At 62.9% G+C, this 18,667-nt stretch carries 15 protein-coding genes; 5 read left to right on the forward strand and 10 right to left on the reverse strand.

Annotated features, from left to right (window positions below):
- Positions 1-35: 35 nt before the first annotated feature.
- The 4 genes from miaA to CR152_RS12855 all read right to left on the reverse strand — a co-directional run bounded on the left by miaA (position 36) and on the right by CR152_RS12855 (position 5,325).
- Positions 36-986, reverse strand: a complete 951-nt coding sequence (miaA, locus tag CR152_RS12840; RefSeq protein ID WP_099875250.1) for a tRNA (adenosine(37)-N6)-dimethylallyltransferase MiaA — start codon at positions 984-986, stop codon at positions 36-38.
- On the reverse strand, positions 983-2,212 hold the full coding sequence (locus CR152_RS12845) for a multidrug effflux MFS transporter (protein WP_099875251.1): 1,230 nt from the start codon (positions 2,210-2,212) through the stop codon (positions 983-985). Before CR152_RS12845 ends, miaA begins: the two co-directional genes overlap by 4 nt.
- Entirely contained in the window at positions 2,209-4,077 is a 1,869-nt protein-coding gene (mutL, locus tag CR152_RS12850; RefSeq protein ID WP_099875252.1) for a DNA mismatch repair endonuclease MutL, read from the reverse strand. The genes CR152_RS12845 and mutL overlap by 4 nt, the downstream gene beginning before the upstream one ends.
- 315 nt (positions 4,078-4,392) lie before the next feature.
- Positions 4,393-5,325, reverse strand: coding sequence for a peptidylprolyl isomerase (locus CR152_RS12855; RefSeq protein ID WP_099875253.1), 933 nt, complete (start codon positions 5,323-5,325; stop codon positions 4,393-4,395).
- Positions 5,326-5,507: 182 nt separating this feature from the next.
- Between CR152_RS12855 and CR152_RS12860 the strand changes: the two genes are divergently transcribed.
- Positions 5,508-6,152 carry a VTT domain-containing protein gene (locus tag CR152_RS12860; protein WP_099875254.1) on the forward strand — a complete coding sequence of 215 codons (645 nt, stop codon included), beginning with the start codon at positions 5,508-5,510 and terminating at the stop codon, positions 6,150-6,152.
- Positions 6,153-6,261: 109 nt separating this feature from the next.
- The gene (locus CR152_RS12865; RefSeq protein ID WP_099875255.1) at positions 6,262-7,320 is read left to right on the forward strand and encodes a carbonic anhydrase; all 1,059 of its coding nucleotides are present in this window, start codon (positions 6,262-6,264) and stop codon (positions 7,318-7,320) included.
- 4 nt (positions 7,321-7,324) lie between these two features.
- Here the strand turns inward: CR152_RS12865 and CR152_RS12870 are convergent, their stop codons facing one another.
- Genes CR152_RS12870 through tsaE form a run of 3 tightly spaced genes read right to left on the reverse strand, consistent with a single transcriptional unit; the run spans position 7,325 to position 10,082 of the window.
- Complete coding sequence (locus tag CR152_RS12870) at positions 7,325-8,128, reverse strand: D-hexose-6-phosphate mutarotase (protein ID WP_099875256.1); 804 nt, start codon at positions 8,126-8,128, stop codon at positions 7,325-7,327.
- A gap of 8 nt (positions 8,129-8,136) precedes the next feature.
- Positions 8,137-9,633, reverse strand: a complete 1,497-nt coding sequence (locus tag CR152_RS12875; RefSeq protein ID WP_099875257.1) for an N-acetylmuramoyl-L-alanine amidase — start codon at positions 9,631-9,633, stop codon at positions 8,137-8,139.
- Entirely contained in the window at positions 9,597-10,082 is a 486-nt protein-coding gene (tsaE, locus tag CR152_RS12880) for a tRNA (adenosine(37)-N6)-threonylcarbamoyltransferase complex ATPase subunit type 1 TsaE (RefSeq protein ID WP_099875258.1), read from the reverse strand. Before tsaE ends, CR152_RS12875 begins: the two co-directional genes overlap by 37 nt.
- A 56-nt stretch (positions 10,083-10,138) precedes the next feature.
- On the opposite strand from tsaE, the gene queG reads away from it, so the two are divergent.
- The 3 genes from queG to CR152_RS12895 all read left to right on the forward strand — a co-directional run bounded on the left by queG (position 10,139) and on the right by CR152_RS12895 (position 16,802).
- The gene (queG, locus tag CR152_RS12885) at positions 10,139-11,230 is read left to right on the forward strand and encodes a tRNA epoxyqueuosine(34) reductase QueG (RefSeq protein ID WP_099882290.1); all 1,092 of its coding nucleotides are present in this window, start codon (positions 10,139-10,141) and stop codon (positions 11,228-11,230) included.
- 596 nt (positions 11,231-11,826) lie between these two features.
- Positions 11,827-16,398: an RHS repeat-associated core domain-containing protein gene (locus CR152_RS12890; RefSeq protein WP_099875259.1), complete on the forward strand. Its 4,572-nt coding sequence runs from the start codon at positions 11,827-11,829 to the stop codon at positions 16,396-16,398.
- A complete protein-coding gene (locus CR152_RS12895) occupies positions 16,395-16,802 on the forward strand; it encodes a hypothetical protein (RefSeq protein ID WP_099875260.1) in 408 nt (135 codons plus the stop codon). Before CR152_RS12890 ends, CR152_RS12895 begins: the two co-directional genes overlap by 4 nt.
- Positions 16,803-17,073: 271 nt before the next feature.
- Here the strand turns inward: CR152_RS12895 and CR152_RS12900 are convergent, their stop codons facing one another.
- The 3 genes from CR152_RS12900 to CR152_RS12910 all read right to left on the reverse strand — a co-directional run bounded on the left by CR152_RS12900 (position 17,074) and on the right by CR152_RS12910 (position 18,642).
- A complete protein-coding gene (locus CR152_RS12900) occupies positions 17,074-17,448 on the reverse strand; it encodes a DUF3052 family protein (RefSeq protein ID WP_099875261.1) in 375 nt (124 codons plus the stop codon).
- Between the two features lie 33 nt (positions 17,449-17,481).
- Positions 17,482-17,949, reverse strand: a complete 468-nt coding sequence (locus CR152_RS12905; protein WP_099875262.1) for a DUF2061 domain-containing protein — start codon at positions 17,947-17,949, stop codon at positions 17,482-17,484.
- 108 nt (positions 17,950-18,057) lie between these two features.
- Positions 18,058-18,642, reverse strand: a complete 585-nt coding sequence (locus CR152_RS12910) for a response regulator transcription factor (RefSeq protein ID WP_099875263.1) — start codon at positions 18,640-18,642, stop codon at positions 18,058-18,060.
- Between the last annotated feature and the right edge of the window lie 25 nt (positions 18,643-18,667).

Raw genomic sequence — 18,667 nt, forward strand, 5'->3', positions numbered from 1 at the left:
TAGAGATCTGCTTTTTGCGTGTCAAGGCCGTCTGATTATTTTTGCTGCCGGGCCGCAATCAAGTCCATCATCTGCCCGGCAGGGTTATCACTAAGACAATCAATCACCACCCGCTCCGGCATCGAGCGCAGCCAGGTCAGCTGGCGCTTGGCCAGCTGACGGGTGGCGATGATGCCGGTGTCGCGCAGGGCGGCGCGGTCGATCTTGCCATCGAGATAATCCCACGCCTGGCGATAACCCACGCAGCGCATCGACGGCAAGCCCGGATGCAGGTCGCCGCGCGCGCGCAGGCCGGCCACTTCGGCCACGATGCCGGCGTCGTCGCGCGCGCCCAGCATCTGGTCGAAGCGGGTGGCGATGCGTGCGTGGAGCACGCCGCGGTCCGACGGCTCCAGCCCGAACGACAGCAGATCGAACGGAAGCGCGGTTTTTTCCCGTTTGGCCAGCAGTTCCGACATCGGCTTACCCGAGAGGGCGATGATTTCAAGCGCGCGGTTGATGCGCTGGGCGTCGTTGGGCGCGAGGCGGTTGGCCGTTTCCGGGTCGAGCGCGCGCAGCTTGTCGTGCATGCCGGGCCAGCCGATGACGGCCGCTTCGGCATCGAGCTGCACGCGCAGGGCCGGATCGGCCACCGGCAGGTCGTCCAGGCCGTCGGCCAGGCCCTTGAAGTACATCATGGTCCCGCCGACCAGCAGCGCCAGTTTGCCGCGCGCGCTGATGTCGGCCACCAGGCGCAGCGTATCGTCGCGGAACTGGGCCACCGAGTACGATTCGGTCGGGTCGATGATGTCGATCAGGTGGTGCGGCGCGCTGGCCAGTTCCTCGGGCGTGGGCTTGGCGGTGCCGATATCCATCTCGCGGTACACCAGCGCTGAATCGACCGAGATGATCTCGGCGGGGATGACGCTTGCAATCGCCAGCGCGGCGGCGGTCTTGCCCGACGCGGTCGGGCCCATGATGGCAACGGCCAATGGCTTCATGGTCATGGCGTAGCCCTCGCAATTGGGGTGGCGGTCACGCGCACCGACGCAAACACGGCCAGGCCAAGTGCGCACGAAATGAGCGCCAGCGGATACAGGGTGCCGTCGAAGGTCGCGCCGACGGCGGTGCCCACGCCGAACGCCACGCTCATATATAAAGCGCCCATCAAACCGGCGGCGGTGCCGGCTTGCTGCGGGAAGGGCGACACCGAACCCGATTGCGACACCGGAAAATTGATGCCGTGCGCGCCCATCGTCATGAACATGGCCAGCACCACCACGCCCCAATGCGCCAGGCCCGCGCCGACGGCGGCCAAAAACACCGCGCCGGCGGCCAGCGACATGGTGCTGCCCATGCGCAGCGTGACGGCCGCGCCGAACAGCGGCAGCAGGCGGCGGCACACGATGGTGCCGGTCAGGTAGCCGGACACGCCGACCGCGAAGCAGTAGCCGAACCACTCGGTCGGCACCCCCAGCACGCGGATCAGCACCAGCGAGGAGCCCGAGATGAAGGCGAAGATCGATCCGAACGACAGCGCGCCGGGCAGCGCATGGGCCCAGAATTCGCGCGAACCGAGCACCAGCCGGTAATTCGCCGCCAGGCCACTGAACTCGGTCGCCTTGGGGTTTTTATGCACATTGGTCTCGGGCAGGCGCAGCACCACCGCCGCCAGCAGCAGCGCCGACAGGATCGACAGCGCCACGAACGCGGCGCGCCAGCCGAAGGCCACCTGCAGGTAGGAGCCCAGAATGGGGCCGGTGAGGGGCGCCAGCGAAAGCCACGAACTGGCGCGCGCGATCACGCGCACGCTGTCGGCCGGCGCATACGCATCGCGCACGATGGCGCGTGCCACGATCACGGCCGAGCAGCAGCCCAGCGCCTGCAGGAAGCGCGCCACGATCAGCAGAGCGATATTCGGCGCCGCGGCGCACAGCAGGCTGGCCACCACGTACAGCGACAAGCCCCAAATCAGCACGGGACGGCGTCCGAAGCGGTCCGACAGCGGGCCGATGACCAACTGCGCGCCGCCGAAGCCGATCACGAACATCGACAGCGTCAGTTGCACGGTGGCGGCGGGCGCGCCGAAGCCGGTCGCCAGGCTCGGAAGCGACGCCAGGTACAAATCGGTGGACAGCGGCTGCAGCATCAGGAAGCCGATGATCAGCAGGAGGATGGGCGCATGCGCGTACTGCGCCAGCGGGGCCGTGGTGTCGGTCTGGCGCATCGTCATTGACCGCGCAGGAACAGCTTGTCGAGCGATGAGATATCGAGCTGCACCCAGGTCGGGCGCCCGTGGTTGCACTGGTCGGCGCGTTCGGTGCTTTCCATCTGGCGCAGCAGGGCGTTCATTTCGGGCTGGTTCAGGATGCGGTTGGCGCGCACCGCCGTGTGGCAGGCCAGGGTGCCGAGCAGCTCGTTGCGGCGCTCGATCAGCACGCGCGAGCCGCCGAATTCGCGTACATCGCGCAGTACGTCGCGCGCCAACGTCTGGGCGTCGGCGTTCTTGAGCAGGGCCGGTACCGAGCGCACCGCCAGCGTGGTGGGCGACAGCGCCGCGATGTCGAAGCCGAGCGCCTGCAAGGTCTCGCGGTTTTCCTGGGCGGTGCCCACTTCCACGGCGTCGGCGAAGAAGGTCACCGGGATCAGCAGGGCCTGGACCTGCAACTCCTGGCCGCCGACCTGCGCGTCGAGCGCGTTTTTCAGCTGCTCGTACAAAATGCGTTCGTGCGCGGCGTGCATATCGACCAGTACCAGGCCCTTGGTGTTCTGGGCCAGGATGTAGATACCGTGCAGCTGGGCCAGGGCGAAGCCGAGCGGATATTCATCGTTCGACATGCTCTGCGCCGGCGCGGTGTAGGGCGTGACGGGCGCGGAGGCCGCATCGGCGCTGCCGGCGAACAGTGCGCCGTAGCTGTCCATGGTCTGCGCCACGCCGGGGCTGTCGTAGCGGCTGCCGGGCGGGTAGGGCGAGGGCGAATAGGTGGCCGAGAGCTGGGCGCCGAAACTGGTCTGCTCATGCTCGCGGCGCCACGACGACGTGCCGCCCACGTCGGCCGCCATCTGCGGCGCCGGCACGCTGCCGTGGTCCGTGGCCGAGGTTTTTGCCAGCGTGCGCTGGACCGCGTGGAACACGAACTGGTGCACCGCGCGGCTGTCGCGAAAGCGCACTTCGATCTTGGACGGGTGCACGTTGACGTCGACCAGCGAAGGGTCGAGGTCGAGCGCCAGCACGTACGAAGGGAAGCGGTCGCCGTGCAGCACATCCTGGTAGGCGGCGCGCACCGCGTGCACCAGCAGCTTGTCGCGCACGTAGCGCCCGTTCACGTAGAAGAACTGGCCATCGGCGCGCGCCTTGGAGGCGGTCGGCAGACCGGCGTAGCCGTGCACGCGCAGGGGGCCGGCCGATTCGTCGATGGCCAGGCGCGCCTCGGCAAAATCGCTGCCGAGGATATGGGCGCTGCGGCGCGCCATCTCGCTCACGTTCCAGTGATCGATGGTGCGGCCGTTATGCGACAGCGAAAAGGCCACGTCCGGGCGGGCCAGGGCGATGCGCCGCACCACTTCCGCGCAGTGGCCGTATTCGGTCTGTTCCGATTTGAGGAACTTGCGCCGCGCCGGCGTATTGAAGTACAGGTCCTGGACATCGATGGTGGTGCCGTGCGCGCCGGACGACGGGGCGACGGTGCCGTGATGGGAGCCGACGATTTCCCAGGCATGGGGCGCATCGGCGGTGCGCGAGGTGACCGAAACGGCGGCCACGGCCGCGATGGACGCGAGCGCCTCGCCGCGAAAGCCGAGGGTGGCCACGTTTTCGAGGTCGGTCAGGGACGCGATCTTGGAAGTGGCATGGCGGGCCAGGGCGAGCGGCAGCTGGTCGGGGGCGATGCCGCGGCCGTTATCGGTGATGGCGATACGCTTGACGCCGCCTTCTTCCAGGCGCACGGTGATCTGGGTGGCGCCGGCGTCGAGCGCGTTTTCGAGCAACTCCTTGACCACGGCGGACGGTCGCTCGACCACCTCGCCGGCGGCAATTTGCGAAATCAGCTGGTCGGGGAGGGCCTGGATCGGGCGGTGCGTGGAAATGGGAGCGTTCATGCGCGAATTATATCCCCTGCTCTGGCGATTGCCGCACTGCGCCCGGAGTTCTCATCACCTGAGTCAAGTTCCTACAACCGGGGTCAGAGCTCTGACTCGAAACATTGTAAAACCGGGCAGCGCAAACTGTGAACGAAGCGCCGTTCTACGACATCGGCTACGACATCGGCAAGGCGGGCAAGGGAAGTGTTGCGCGAATGTTGCAGAACCGAGGTCTTTTCCCGGTTGTGCAACAAAAAAGTTTCGAGTCAGAGCTCTGACCCCGGTTAGGAAACTGAAAAGTTTCGAGTCGGAGCTCTGACCCCGGTTAGGAAATTATTGCTGTTCGCGCACGGGGATGGGGGCGTTGCAGAGGTCGATGTGGCCGGCGGCGACCTTGGTCCAGGGGCCGCCGCGGTTGCGCTGGGCTTCGACCGCCGCTTTGTAGGCCGCGCTGTCGGTGCGCATCACTTCAAATTTGCTGCGCTCGGCTTCGGGCACGTCGGCCGCTACCTTGAAGGAGGCGATCGGGACGTGCTGCTCGGGCTTGTCGTAAAACCCCATCGGCGCGGGGCCGCGCGGCAGGATCGACAGCAGCGGCATGCCGGATATGACACGCCCCACCACCGTGATGTTGCGGTCCAGGTGGCGCGGGGCGTGCCCGATCACCACGTACAGCGAGGAGCCGCTGCCGCTATCGGCGCCGTTGTCGCGCCCCACCCCGACCATGCCGTAGCAGTGGGTCAGCCAGGCTTGCCCGGATTTGGGGTCGCGCGCCGACGGGAAGCCGTTCGAGTGCCCCACCCGCGGGGCATAGCCGTCGCGGTCGGGCAGGCGCGTGAAGTGGACGTCGTTTTTCATCGGTACCGTGAATTCGGCGGGCAGGGTGGCTCTGGCGCTTTTCATCGGGCGCGGGTTCTTTTCGTCCGCGTCGCCCCATTGCACCACCCAGTTGTCCTGCGAGCGGATGATGGCCAGGCCGTCGAAGTAGTTTTCGCGCGCCAGCGTTTTGATGTTGGCGACATGCCTGGGCGCGAAGGTGGGCGCCAGCTCAATGATCACGCGTCCGCCCGGTACCTCCATATACAGGGTGTTGTCGGGATCGAGTGCGCGCCAGTCCGACGGCTTCGATGCCTTGATCACGTCGGCCACGGTCGGCTTGCTCGCCAGTTCCTTCGCCGGCCGAGCGCCGTGCACCGGCAGCGCCAGGCCGCCCGCGACGAGGGCCGCAAGCAGGCTGGCCTTGTTTATTCCATGTAATACATCCATCTGTTGTCTCCAGGTCGGTTGCTGGCATGGCGTCCGCTGCGCCGCTGGCGACAATTGTAATCCGCAAGATGGCTAGTCAGGAAACTTCTGAAGCGCCTGAATTTCTTGCCATTCCCCCGCCGGCAGATACAAATTTTGGCACCGAGTGATGTTATTATGCGGCGCTACCTTTTAGGATATTTATGGATCTGATGCAATTCTTCGACATGATTCTGCATGTCGATAAGACGCTGGGAGTGTTGCTGGCCAAGTATGGTGTCTACGTTTACGCCGTCCTGTTTGCCATCGTGTTCTGCGAAACCGGGCTGGTGGTCCTGTTTTTCTTTCCTGGCGATACGCTTTTGTTCATTGCGGGTGCGGCCTGCGCCACCGGGGAGCTGGACTACTGGATACTGATGAGCCTGCTGATTACCGCGGCCGTCACGGGCAATACCCTCAATTACTGGATCGGCGAAGCCATCGGGCAACGCGTATTTACCCATAATTACCGCTGGCTTAACAAGGACGCCTTGCACCGCACCCACGATTTCTTCGAGAAGCACGGCGGCAAGACCATCATCCTGGCGCGCTTCGTGCCGGTGGTGCGCACCTTCGCCCCGTTCGTGGCCGGCGTGTCGGACATGACGCATGCGCGTTTCCAGCTGTATAACTTCGCCGGCGCGTTCCTGTGGGTGGTCAGTCTGGTGACGGCAGGCTATTTCTTTGGCAACTTGCCGATCGTGCGCGACAACCTCACCCTCATCGTCCTGCTCGGTGTCGGCGCGGCCGTCGTGCCGCTCGCCCTCGGCGGCTTGTATAAAGTCAGCCGCAAGATGCTCAGCCGTTAAGCACTTCCCCCATCGGCGCGACATTTTCGCGCCGATGTTGCTTTGTGGACTCAAGTTTCTCCGCGCACCCGCCGATAACCAGACTGTATTTCTTACTTTCTGGAACATCATGCGCAACCTGATCGCCCTCTTTGCTTGCAGTCTGGCCATCTCGACGGCAGGCGCCAACGATCCTCCCGCGGCCGCTTCGTCCGGCGCCAAGGCGGCGGCCAAGCCGGCAGCCAAGCCAATAACCGCCGACACCATCAAGCTGGCGGCGCTGGCCGCCAGCAAACCAGCGGCTGCGCCGTTGGCCAAGGAGGCCGCGTCGCAAGCCTTGAGCGAGGCGGACGCCGAAGCCGAACTGTCGGCCAAGATCGCCGCCCGCCTGGCCGTCATGCGCGCCAACCAGGCCGCCCGCCTGGCCGCTGCCGCCAAAGCCAGGAAGGCGTCGGTCTCGCGCCGCGAGGCGATCGTCGCCATCACCCAGGCGCCGCCGGCGCGCCCGTTCCACAGCGAGCACTGGTCGTACGAAGGCGAGACCGGTCCGGCCAACTGGGGCAAGATCAATTCGGCGTGGTCCAAGTGCGGAACCGGAACGCGCCAGTCCCCGATCGACCTGCGCGATGGCATGAAGGTCGACCTCGAGCAGATTACCTTCGATTACAAGCCGTCCGGGTTCAGCGTGGTCGATAACGGCCACACCGTACAGGTGACGGTCGGCGGCGGTAATTTCATCACGGTGCAAAACCGCTCGTACGAGCTGCAGCAGTTCCACTTCCATCGTCCGTCCGAGGAGCGTGTCAACGGCAAGGGCTTCGAGATGGTGGTGCACATGCATCACAAGGACCCGGAGGGCAGGCTGGCGGTGCTGGCGGTGCTGCTCGAACGAGGCAAGCAAAACAATATGATCCAGACCGTGTGGAACAACCTGCCGCTGGAAAAGCTCGATGTCGTCAATCCGAACGTGGTGCTCGATGTGGCCGAAGTGCTGCCGCAGCGGCGCGACTACTTCACGTTCATGGGATCGCTCACCACGCCGCCGTGCAATGAAGGCGTGCTGTGGCTGGTGATGAAGCAGCCGATGCAAGCCTCGCCGGCCCAGATGGCGCTGTTTTCCCGCATGTATCCGCTCAACGCCCGGCCGATCCAGGCCAGCTCGGGACGCATGATCAAGGAATCGAACTAACTCTTTACGCGTCGATCCTGATCGTGTGCGCGCCGCGCCAGGCGGCGCCCGCGGCCAGGGTCAACGGCGCGATCAGGGCCGGTTCGATGCACACGAAGCGCTGGTATTCGGCGTCCTCCATGTCGTTCAGCGCGGCCGCGTCGAGCGCACCCGGGTTCCACACCACTGCGTCGCCAAAGCCGTCTTGCGCAAGGTGCAGGGTGGTGGCTCCGTCGGCGAGCGTCATGGCGCCGTCGATGCCGCGATAGATGTGGTCGAAGTTGTCGTCGATGTGCAGCTCGCCTTCCTGCACCCCGCCGATGCGCACGCGCGCCAGGTGGCTGACCGAAAAGTAGGTGTGCAGGGCGGCCGAAAACGCAAACGCGTCGGCCCCGGTATTGCGCACCTCCAGCGTCAGCGCCAGCGCGGCGCCGTTCACTTCCACCCGCAGCGCCAGCGCGAAGCCGTGTGGCCAGGCTTGCGCCAGCGCCGGCGCCAGGTCGCCATCTTCAAGCATGAAGACGGCAAACGCGGCGCCATCGTGCGCGCCGCTGTCGGCCAGGCGCCAGGTGGCCACGCGCGCAAAGCCGTGGCGCATGCCGGTTCCGCGTTCGGCGAACTGGGGGAAGATCACCGGCACGCCACCACGGATGGCGCGGCTGCCGTCGAGTTTCGAAGCGGCGCTGCAGAACAGGCGCTCGGCGCCGTCGGCGCCCTGCCACGACACCAGGTGCGCGCCGTACAGGGTGACGATGGCCTGGGCCCCGTCGGTGCCGCGAATGCGCACGGCCGGCAGTTGGCCGTAGTCGACCATCTCGATTGTGCTCATGGATTTGCTCATGTCTGGCGGCCCTTGGCCAGCGGCGGATTGGCCGCGAAATAGCGCTTGATGCCCTTGGTGATGGCGGCCGCAATCTGGTCCTGGTAGCCGTTGTCGCGCAGCTTGGCTTCTTCTTCGGGGTTCGAAATGAAGGCCGTCTCGATCAGGATCGAGGGAATGTCGGGCGCTTTCAGCACCGCGAAGCCGGCCTGTTCGACCGAGCCTTTGTGCAGGCGCGCGATGCCGCTGATCTCGCCCAGTACCGCTTTGCCGAGTTTCATGGAGTCGTTGATCTGGGCCGTCGTCGACAGGTCGAGCAGCACGCTGGCGATCTGCTTGTCGTGGCTCTGGATGTTCACGCCGCCGATGGCGTCGGCCAGGTTTTCCTTGTTGGCGAGCCAGCGCGCGGCGGTCGAGGTGGCGCCTTTTTCGGACAGCACGAACACCGACGAACCGCGCGCGGTCGGCAGCATGAAGGCGTCGGCGTGGATCGACACGAACAGGTCGGCCTGCACCTTGCGCGCTTTTTCCACGCGCACGCCGAGCGGCACGAAGTAGTCGCCGTCGCGCGTAAGCATGACGCGCATGTTGGGCTGCTCCTCCAGCTTGAACTTGAGCCGCTTGGCGATGGCCAGCACGATGTCTTTTTCGCGCGTGCCGGCCGAGCCGATCGCGCCCGGGTCTTCGCCGCCGTGCCCGGGGTCGAGCGCGATGGTCATCATGCGCACCACCTTGCCGCCCTTGTCACCTTTTTGCGCTGCCACGCGCGGCGGGTCGGGACGCACCGGGGCCGGTTCGGGAAGGTCGGTTTTCGGTACCGGCAGCGCTGGCGCCACCGGTACGGTTGGCTGGGCCAGCACGGGACCGGCCGGGGGCACAAGAACCGGCGCCGGCACGGGCGCGGTGACCGGCGCGCTTGCCGGCGGCGTTGTCGTGGGTGTAGCCGCCACCGGCGGCTTGGGCGCCGGCGCCGGCAGTTCCGGACTGCCGACCGGCGCGTCCGCTCGCGACCACTCGCCTTTTTCGATCATCGCCGCGATCGGGTCGACCGCCTTGACCGGATACAGGTCGAAAATGAGGCGATGCTTGTAGGTGCCGACAGGTTCGAGCGTAAACACTTGTGGCTTGATTTCTTCTTTCAGGTCGAACACCAGGCGCACCACGTTGGGCCGGTTCTGGCCCACGCGCACCTGCTTGATGTACGGGTCGCCCGACTGGATCTTGGCCACCAGGCTTTTCAGAGTGGGATTGAGTTCCAGCCCTTCGATGTCGACCACCAGGCGCTGCGGGTCGGGCACGGTGAAGTGCGTGACCTTGAGGTCGCTGTCGTTTTCGAGCGTGACGCGGGTGTAGTCGGCGGCCGGCCAGACCCGCACCGCGAGAATTTGCGCGGCGGCGGCAGGCAGGATGGGAAACACGGAAAGCAGCAGGGTGCCGCCAGCTTTGAGGATGGTGCGGCGGGTTACTGGTCCCGGAATCAAAGGTTTGGTGCGAATGTAAGGCGGTTGAGGCATAGCAAACCCAGGTCAGACAACGCTTGCAATTCTACATCACGGCCGAGCCCGGCAACGTGCAGGGATACACTCAAGTCGGGCGGCGGCAGCACCGGATCGGCTTTTTCCGGCCATTCGACGATGCAGATGTTGTCCCCATTAAATTCTTCGCGAAAACCGGCGTCCAGGAATTCTTCCGCACTGGCCATGCGGTACAGGTCGAAATGAATGACGTTCACTGCGCGCCCGTCGAGCTTGATGCTGTACGGTTCCGACAAGGTATAGGTCGGGCTCTTGACGGTGCCTGCGTGGCCGGCCGCGTGCAGCAAGGCGCGGGTGAGGGCGGTCTTGCCGGCGCCAAGGTCGCCGTGCAGGTGGATTGCCAGGCCCGGCAGCAAGGCGCGCGCCAGTGCGGCGCCCAGTGCGGCGGTGCCGGCTTCGTCGTGGAGGTGGGCTTTGAAGTGCTGCATGGAATAGAATGTGGTCTGTGATGTTTGTCAGTTCCCCGATTGTACTCCCGCCCAGCATGCATTCTTCCCACGCCGAACCCGATTTGTCCGCATTGGCGCAGTCCATCAAGCACTGGGGCGCTGAACTGGGCTTTGCCGACGTGCGCATCAGCGACGCCGACCTGTCGCATGCCGAAGCCGGCTTGCAGGCCTGGCTGGACGCGGGCCGCCATGGCGAGATGGATTACATGGCCAGCCACGGCATGAAACGCGCCCGTCCCGCCGAGCTGGTGCCGGGCACGGTGCGGGTCATCAGCGCGCGCATGGATTACCTGCCGGCCGCCACTCCGGACGACTGGCGCGAGCGCGAAGCGGCGCGTTTGCGCGACCCGGGCGCGGCCGTCATTTCGATTTATGCGCGCGGGCGGGACTATCATAAGGTGCTGCGCAGCCGCCTGCAGCAGCTGGCCGAGCGTATCGAGCGCGAGACCGGGCAGCTGGGCTTCCGGGTGTTTACCGATTCGGCGCCGGTGATGGAGCTGCCGCTGGCCGAAAAAGCCGGCATCGGCTGGCGCGGCAAGCACACCCTGATTCTGAATCGCGACGCGGGGTCGATGTTTTTCATTGGGGAAATCCTGGTCGATCTGGCGCTGCCGGTCGATGCGCCGGCCAGCGCCCACTGCGGCCAGTGTAGTGCGTGCATCACGGCGTGCCCGACCCAGGCGATCCTGGCGCCCGGGCGGCTCGATGCGCGCCGCTGCATTTCGTACCTGACCATTGAACTGAAAAACAGCATCCCGGAAGAGCTGCGGCCCTTGATCGGCAACCGCGTGTACGGCTGCGATGATTGTCAGACCGCGTGCCCATGGAATAAGTTCGCGCAGCGCGCCGTGGTGCCCGATTTCGATGAACGCAATGAACTCGGCAGTGCGGACATGGTGAGTCTGTTCGGCTGGAGCGAGGAGGAATTCGGGCGCAAGCTGGAGGGCAGTCCGATCCGGCGCATCGGCCACGAACGCTGGCTGCGCAATCTGGCGGTCGGGCTGGGCAACGCGGCCGAGGGCGCCCGTGGCGATGCACGGATCGTGGCGGCCTTGCAGGCACGCGCGGACGATGCCTCGCCGATGGTGCGCGAGCATGTGGCTTGGGCGTTGAAGCGGCATGCTTGAGGTGCGGGTGGAGTCTGGTCTGTGCGCTCCGTCCCTGATAGATGGGATCGGGAGCTTGATCCGTTGGACTGTTCTAACAGCACAACAAAGTGCGGACCTATAGATCGATGTCGGGCGATCTTATTCATACATAAGCAAATCAGCGGGTCTGTGCGCGCGGAGGCGGGACGCTGATCCGGGAAAATTCACCGTATCGACGGGTCCGCACAAAGTCGCCTATGCAGATGATCAGCGCCGACTTGCTGCCGCATTACCGGCACTTTGAGCAGGAACTAGCCGCGCCCGAGGCTGCGGGCGGGCGTCAAGAGAAGAATAGGAGCGGGTGCAGCGCTCATGCCGTCTAGCATGCATCACGTCGGGCGCCGGATATGGAAGACAAAAATCACGTATATGTTGGGCGGTACTTGGCACGAAGTACACGAAAAGGACCATCAGCTTGTCGAGCGTAATGTACGTATTTCTCGGAGGCATGATCTGGAATAAGCCGGTGCACATAATGGGGTGCGATGAGGCAATGTTCTAGTTATTGAAGTCGATATTCTTGGTTTTCCAACTGGCAATTGTCGCCAGCTTCTCCCGCAAAGGACAGGAAAACCATGACTAACGCAAGCCTGTTTCAGTCGCTTATTTATCCCATACGGTCCGCGCTGATACTGCTGCTAGTGGGGCTCGGCAATGCGTGTGCGGAGAGTAACCTACCAGAGGGGACAATCGGCTGGTGGTATTTCACCGGAATTATGAGTCCAATTCGTTATACGACTGATCCGGTTACTGCCTGTCAAAAAGGGGCGTGGAATCACACGAAACAGCCGCTTGTCGAGATGCGGCCTTACAAAGACCGGCGCGATATGTTTCTGTGCTACTACAGCTTACGTCCCGGAGGCAGCGTTCGCTGGTATGGAGAGGCCAATCTGCATTGCAAACCAGGATATCGGACTTATGGACAGGGCTTTTGTCGTAAGGCAGGGCTGGAACGTCCGACGCCGTTGAAATGCGGAGAGGCGGCAGGAAACCCGGTTCAGTTTATGAGCGGCGTCAAAATCCAACATGAAACCGATCAGGGTGGCGGCACCAACGATGTATTGAGCGTCCAGCGCACCTACCGTAGCGTGCGTGATAGCGGGGCTGGCCAATCAGCAGGCGTGGGCTGGTCATTTTCCTTCGAGCGAGTTTTTTCTGCGCCAAAAGACTCGACTGGCAAGACCAGAGCGATTGTCACCGGGGCACTGAGCGACGGCAGCAATTTTGAATTCCGGCGACAGGGCGACGGCACATATAAATCCAGCTACGACAGAAGCACGACCCTGGAAGTGCAAGGCCCAGATGACGCCATCTGGCTTGTGACAACGCCGGACGGCACCGTCGAGCGCTACCTCCGGATCGATGACGATTTCAGGCTCAGTAGCGTTCATACGCGCACCGGCACGGCCGCGCATTACACCTACGACGCCAAAAGCCAGCTCACCAAGATTGTCGACACAAGCGGCCGTAGCCTGGCGATCGCTTGGGAGGGCGATGTCATCGCGTCGATCTCCAGCGCTTCCGGTAGCGTCCGCTACGAATATGAGCGGACTGTCATACAAGGTTACCCGGCCATTGCAGGCACGGCTCGCCTGATCGCTGTGCATTACCTAGACCGCTCTGGCATCGAGACGTCATCGCGTGCGTACCACTACGAAGACCCCAATGATCGCTTCCTGCTTACCGGAATTACCGATGAACATGGCAAGCGCTTTGCCACGTATGCGTACAACGGAGACGGGCAGGCCGTGCTGACGGAGCACGCCGACGGTGCGCAGCGCTACACATTTGCTTATCCCAGCCACACCAGCCGGATCGTGACCGATCCGCTCGGCAGCAGCCGCAGCATCGACCTTGGATTCGACGTCAATCGCAGCACGAGGCGGATTGTCGGCGAAAGCCAGCCCGCAGGCTCTGGCTGCGCCGCAAGTGCCAAGGCAACCACCTACAGCGCCACAGGCGACGTGGCGAGCCGTACCGACTTCAATGGAAACAAGACCTGCTTTATCAGCGACCACGTCCGTGGAACCGAGCTGGCACGCGTGACCGGGCTGGGCAAAGATGATGCCTGCCCCGCGAGTATCGACAGCGCGATTCCAGCCGCTGCGCGCAAGACGAGTACGCGCTGGCATCCGGACTGGCCCCTGGCCACCACGACCGCCTCGCCTGGGCGCACGGAAACGACGGTCTACAACGGCCAGCGCGATGCCGCTGGCAAGGTGGTGGAATGCGCTGGCGGCGCAGTGCTGCCCAATGGGAAGCCAATCGCCGTCGTATGCCGCAGGAGCGTCGAGGCGACCAGCGACAGCAATGGCGGGCTCGGTTTTGCTGCGGCGCGAACGGGCCCCGTTCAGGAATGGCGTTACACCTACAACCGCACCGGGCAGATGCTGACGAGCAGCGGCCCGGTCGATGCCAACGGCAAGGCCGAATCGTCGAGCATGGTCTATTACGATGATACCAGCGCAAGTCACCACCCGGGGGACCTGGCGAGCATGCGCAACAGCGTTGGCGAAGTCACCAATTACCTTGAATACAGCGAAGATGGCTTTCCGACCAAAATCCAGCGTCCCAACGGCCAGATGGTCGGATTTGAATACGGACCACGCCAGCGCTTGATGTCCAGCACCGTCCGCGCAGCGAGTGGGCAAGCCGAAATCACGCGATACGAATATGACGTTGCGGGCCAGCTGATCCGTATGACTGCGCCCGACGGCTCGGCGCTAAGCTACACCTACGACGACGCGCACCGCATGACGGGCTTGCGCGACCGCGCTGGCAATAGCATCAGCCTCACGCTTGATGCCATGGGCAATGTCGTGCGGCGGGAAGTGAAGGACCCGAGCGGCAAACTGGTGGCGCAGACCGCGCGCGCCTTTGATGCACTCAATCGCCTGCAGCGAGAACAGCGCAGTGCAAAAGACCCGGGCGCGCGCTTTGAATACGACCCGGCCGGCAACCTGACATCGAGTACTGATCAACTGGCGCGCGTCAGCACGGGAACTTACGACACGTTCAATCGTCTGATCCAACAGAAGTCCCCGGCGGCGGATGCCTCGGGCAAGCCGGCAACCATCGATTACGCATACACGCCGCAGGATCAGCTTGCATCGGTGCTTGATCCGCGTCGCTTGCAGACGCGCTACGTCGTCAACGGGCTGGGGCAGAAGACGGCGCTCATCAGCCCGGATACTGGCACCACGACCACGCAATTCGATGGAGCTGGGAAAGTGATATTGAGCACCGATGCCGCTGGACGCAAGACCGTCTATCGATACGACGCGGCGGGTCGCGTGAACGCCATCGGCACCAGCACGTTTGAATATGGGGCGGCCGGCAGTCCCGCGGCTGGGCGTGTGACGGCAATGACGGATGAGGCTGGAAAAACGATGTTCGCCTACGATGGCATGGGTAGGCTCGCTCGGAAGGAACAGACGAGCGGCCCGGCGTCCAGGCGCTTCGTGACCGTCTACACCTACGGTAGTGAGGGAAGCGCTGTTGGGCACGTCACCTCGATGACCTACCCCAGCGGCAATCGCATCGACATCACCTACGACAGCAATGGGAAGCCGTCGACCCTCAGCCTGACGCGCCCGAATGCTGCGCGCACCACGATTCTAAGTCAGATAACCTACCAACCGTTTGGGGCCGTGCGCGCATGGTTATGGGGCAATCACAGTGCGGGCACTCCGAACAAATACGAGCGCCAGTTCGACCTGGAAAACCGTGTTGTTAGTTACCCGCTTGGTCATCTCATGAGCGGTGGTTCGCTGCGTACGCTCGATTACGATGCCGCCGGTCGGATCGTGGCGAGCACCCATGCGGGGAACGCTACGTCAAGCAGGCTGGACCAAAGGTACAGCTACGACGGACGTGATCGGTTGATCGGCTTTACCAGCAGCGCCACCAGTCAACGCTTCGAGTACGATGCGAACGGTAACCGGACAAAAGTTATTCTGGGAGTCAATAGCTTCTTCAACACGATCAATCCCGGCAGTAACCGGCTAACGGCCACTTCCGGACCGGTGCCGGCAAAACGCAATACGTACGACGCCACCGGCAACCTTATTAACGATGGAACGATACGCTACGTCTATGGCCACAATGGACGCCTGAGTAGTGCCACAGGCCTCAGTGGCGCGGCCATGCAATACCGCTACAACGGGCTTGGCCAACGGACCATGAAGTCGGATGCAGCTGGCGCAACGAATTACCTCGTCTATGACGAAGCCGGCCGCATAGTAGGGGAGTACGAAACCACGGGAACTCCAGTACAGGAAACGATTTATCTGGAGGGATTGCCTGTCGCCCTTATCAAACCCCGTACGGCGGCGGGCGCCGGGGAAAGTGTGTACTACATCTATGTCGACCACTTGGCAACACCGCGCATAATCACCCGCGCTAGCGACAACAAAATGGTGTGGCGATGGGATGCTGCAAACCCCTTCGGCGAGGATCCGCCTGATGAAAACCCGAATTCACAAGGTAAATTCACTTACAATCTGCGCTTTCCCGGACAGTATTATGATCGCGAAACCAATCTCTATTACAACTACTATCGCGACTACGATGCCCAAACGGGGCGGTACGTCCAAAGCGATCCCATTGGCTTAGCGGGCGGCATCAATACTTATGCCTATGTCCATGGCATGCCCACTATGCTCATTGATCCAACAGGTGAGTTCGGGATGCCAGGGGCGATTGCAGGGGCAATTGTTGGTGGTGTTACTGGCGCATATGGCGCAAACGTTACCGGTGGAAATGTTTGGCGTGGCGCGCTAATCGGAGCAATTGGGGGAGGGATAGTCGGTGGCTCTGGTGGTTGGCTTACTGGTTCAATCCTTGGTAATGTCGCAATTCGAGCTGGGGCTGGCGTCATCGGCAATGCGGCGGGGCAAGGTCAGAACATTAATGATCCGTGTTTCTCAGGCTTCAATTACGGTGCAATGGTTGGATCTGGAATCGGCGGTGCGCTTGGCGGATTAATAGCCCCCGGTGCATGGGCAACGCCTTTCGGTGCACCTCTCGGTGCGCAAGTGGTGCCTCGTGCAATCGCTGGTATCCCTGGCGCTGGCGTATCGGCAACTGGTGGGATCGTTGGAACTCAAATGGGCAAGAAATCTGAGAACTGTGAGTGTGCGAAATGAATGCTAGAAAGCGTGCTTCGATTTACGCCATTTTAGGAGTTGGGGGCGTCGGAATGACTATCTATTTCATTTATCTGATGCTTGAGGCGGATAGCATGGGACTGGCAGACGGAACAAAATTTGTTTTTTTGGGAGCTGCATTTTTGATGTTTTTTGCTAGCATTAGCAACTTGATGATTGGGTTCGCACTCGAGTTTGGTCGTGTTACTGAGGTGGTAGGAATGCAGAGCTGCGCGGAATTACGTCGTGACGGCGACATTATCAGAAAAAATGCGCGGATTCGATGGATCAGAAATCTTGATGCTGACAATAGCGCCTTGAATTCAGATCAAAAAATGCTCATTTTTCTCGCTGGCTGGTGGCCGGCTTCCTGCGCTGAAAGTGGTTTCACACCGCGCAAATAGATTCTTAAGGCGCCAGTTGATGAGGCACCCCCCGCTGGCGCAAGAGGTCCATCGCGGCCATGACGTCAAATGCTCGTTTCATGTTCGACGCTTCCACGATCAGGGCGGCGGTATTGACGTAAAGGTCCCCTATCGTCACTCACCCTTCAATCCGTCGTTTCTGCCATTGGCAGAAACGACTTCCCGCGCCAAGGCAGCGCTCGGCGGGAACGACGGTGGCTATCGGTAACGGCAATGGCTATCGGCAGTGCCCATGCCTGTCCGGATGCCCCTACAACCTTTTCAACCTCACCGCCGACCAGTCGCTATCCATCGATATCATCGCCACGCCGGTCACCCCGCGCTCCTTGGCCCACGCGAAAATGGAATCGCGGGTGAGGTCGGTGGCCTTCGGCGCGCTCGGCTTGAGGTAGGCCACCCACAAGGACCCCTTGTCGCCCAGCCGCTCCAGCGCGGCCGGAAACCAGCGTTCCAGTTCAGCCTGGCTCAGCGCGAACACCAGCACCACGTCCGCCAGTCCTTCGTCTTCGTTGATCAAGCTCTTCGGCAACTGTTCCATCATGGCGGGATGCACCGCGCCATTGAAGACCGCCAGCGACTTGGCCGTCTTCAGGTACATCTTGTCGGCTATCGTTTTCTCGCTCATCGGATAGTACCCAGATTGAATTAGGAAGCGAAATTATGCTACCAGTGTTTGACCCGGGTACGCACCGTTGCGTTCATTTTCATGTTGATTATGTTGTTCAATTTGTTTGCGGCCACCCTTGCCGAAGCGGTCCCACAGGCGGTCGTGGAAGGGCAGGACGATGACGTTGAGCACCGGTTCGATCAGCGCCGCCAGCCCGCCGAAGGCCAGCGAGCCGCTGGCCCAGGCCATCACGCCGAAGGCGACCGCGATGTGCAGACCGGTCTGGCTGAGCTTTTCCAGCCCCAGCGCCAGCATGCGGCCACGCGCCGTGCGCGCTAGCCCCGCCAGCGCATGCCAGGCTGTTTCGTGCAGCGGCAGCAGCGCCACGTTGAGCACCGGCTCGATCAGGGCGGCCAGCCCGCCGAGCGCGATCGAACCGGTCATCAGCCAGGTCAGGGCGAAGGCGATGGCCATGTGGGTGGCGATCCTGCTCGTCGTTTTTGCCGCTGCCCTGACCATGATGCCGTCCTTCCTGTTGCGTGTGCGATTAGTGAATGATAATCGTTCGCATTTGGAAAAGACAGTTGATTCTATATCTGATTCCGATAGGGGAAAGCTATAGCGTGGCTATTTGAGCAGGCCGGCCAGTTCCACCGCGGTTTTCACCTGCATCTTGTCGAAGATATGGGCGCGGTGCACTTCCACCGTGCGCATGCTGATGCCGAGCTGGTCGGCGACGACCTTGTTCATCTTGCCGGCCAGGATCAGGTCCAGCACTTCGCGTTCGCGCGCCGACAGGCTGGCCAGGCGCGCCTGCACCAGCGCGCTGGCGCCCGCCTGGCGCGACATCGCCAGCGCTTCCTCGACCCGGTCCATCAGGCGGTTGCCGTCGAACGGCTTCTCAAAAAAGTCGAAGGCGCCGCGTTTCAGGCTGTCGACCGCCATCGGCACGTCGCCGTGGCCGGTCAGGAAGATGACGGGCAGGCGCGCGGTCAGGCCGCGCGCGACCAATTGGTCGAACACGGCCACGCCGTTCAGGTCGGGCATGCGCACGTCGAGCAGCAGGCAATCGCCCTGCGCGTCGAAGCGGGCCGCGGCCTGTTCCAGGAAAAGGTGGGCGCTGGCGTGCCCGCAGGCGTCAATGCCGCGGGAGCGCGCCAGCCAGACGAGGGAGTCGCGCAGGACGTCCTCGTCATCGACGATATGCAACATGGGAGTCTCCGGTTTTTCGCGTAGT

The sequence above is a fragment of the Massilia violaceinigra genome, from assembly GCF_002752675.1.
In the GTDB taxonomy this organism is placed as follows: domain Bacteria; phylum Pseudomonadota; class Gammaproteobacteria; order Burkholderiales; family Burkholderiaceae_D; genus Telluria_A; species Telluria_A violaceinigra.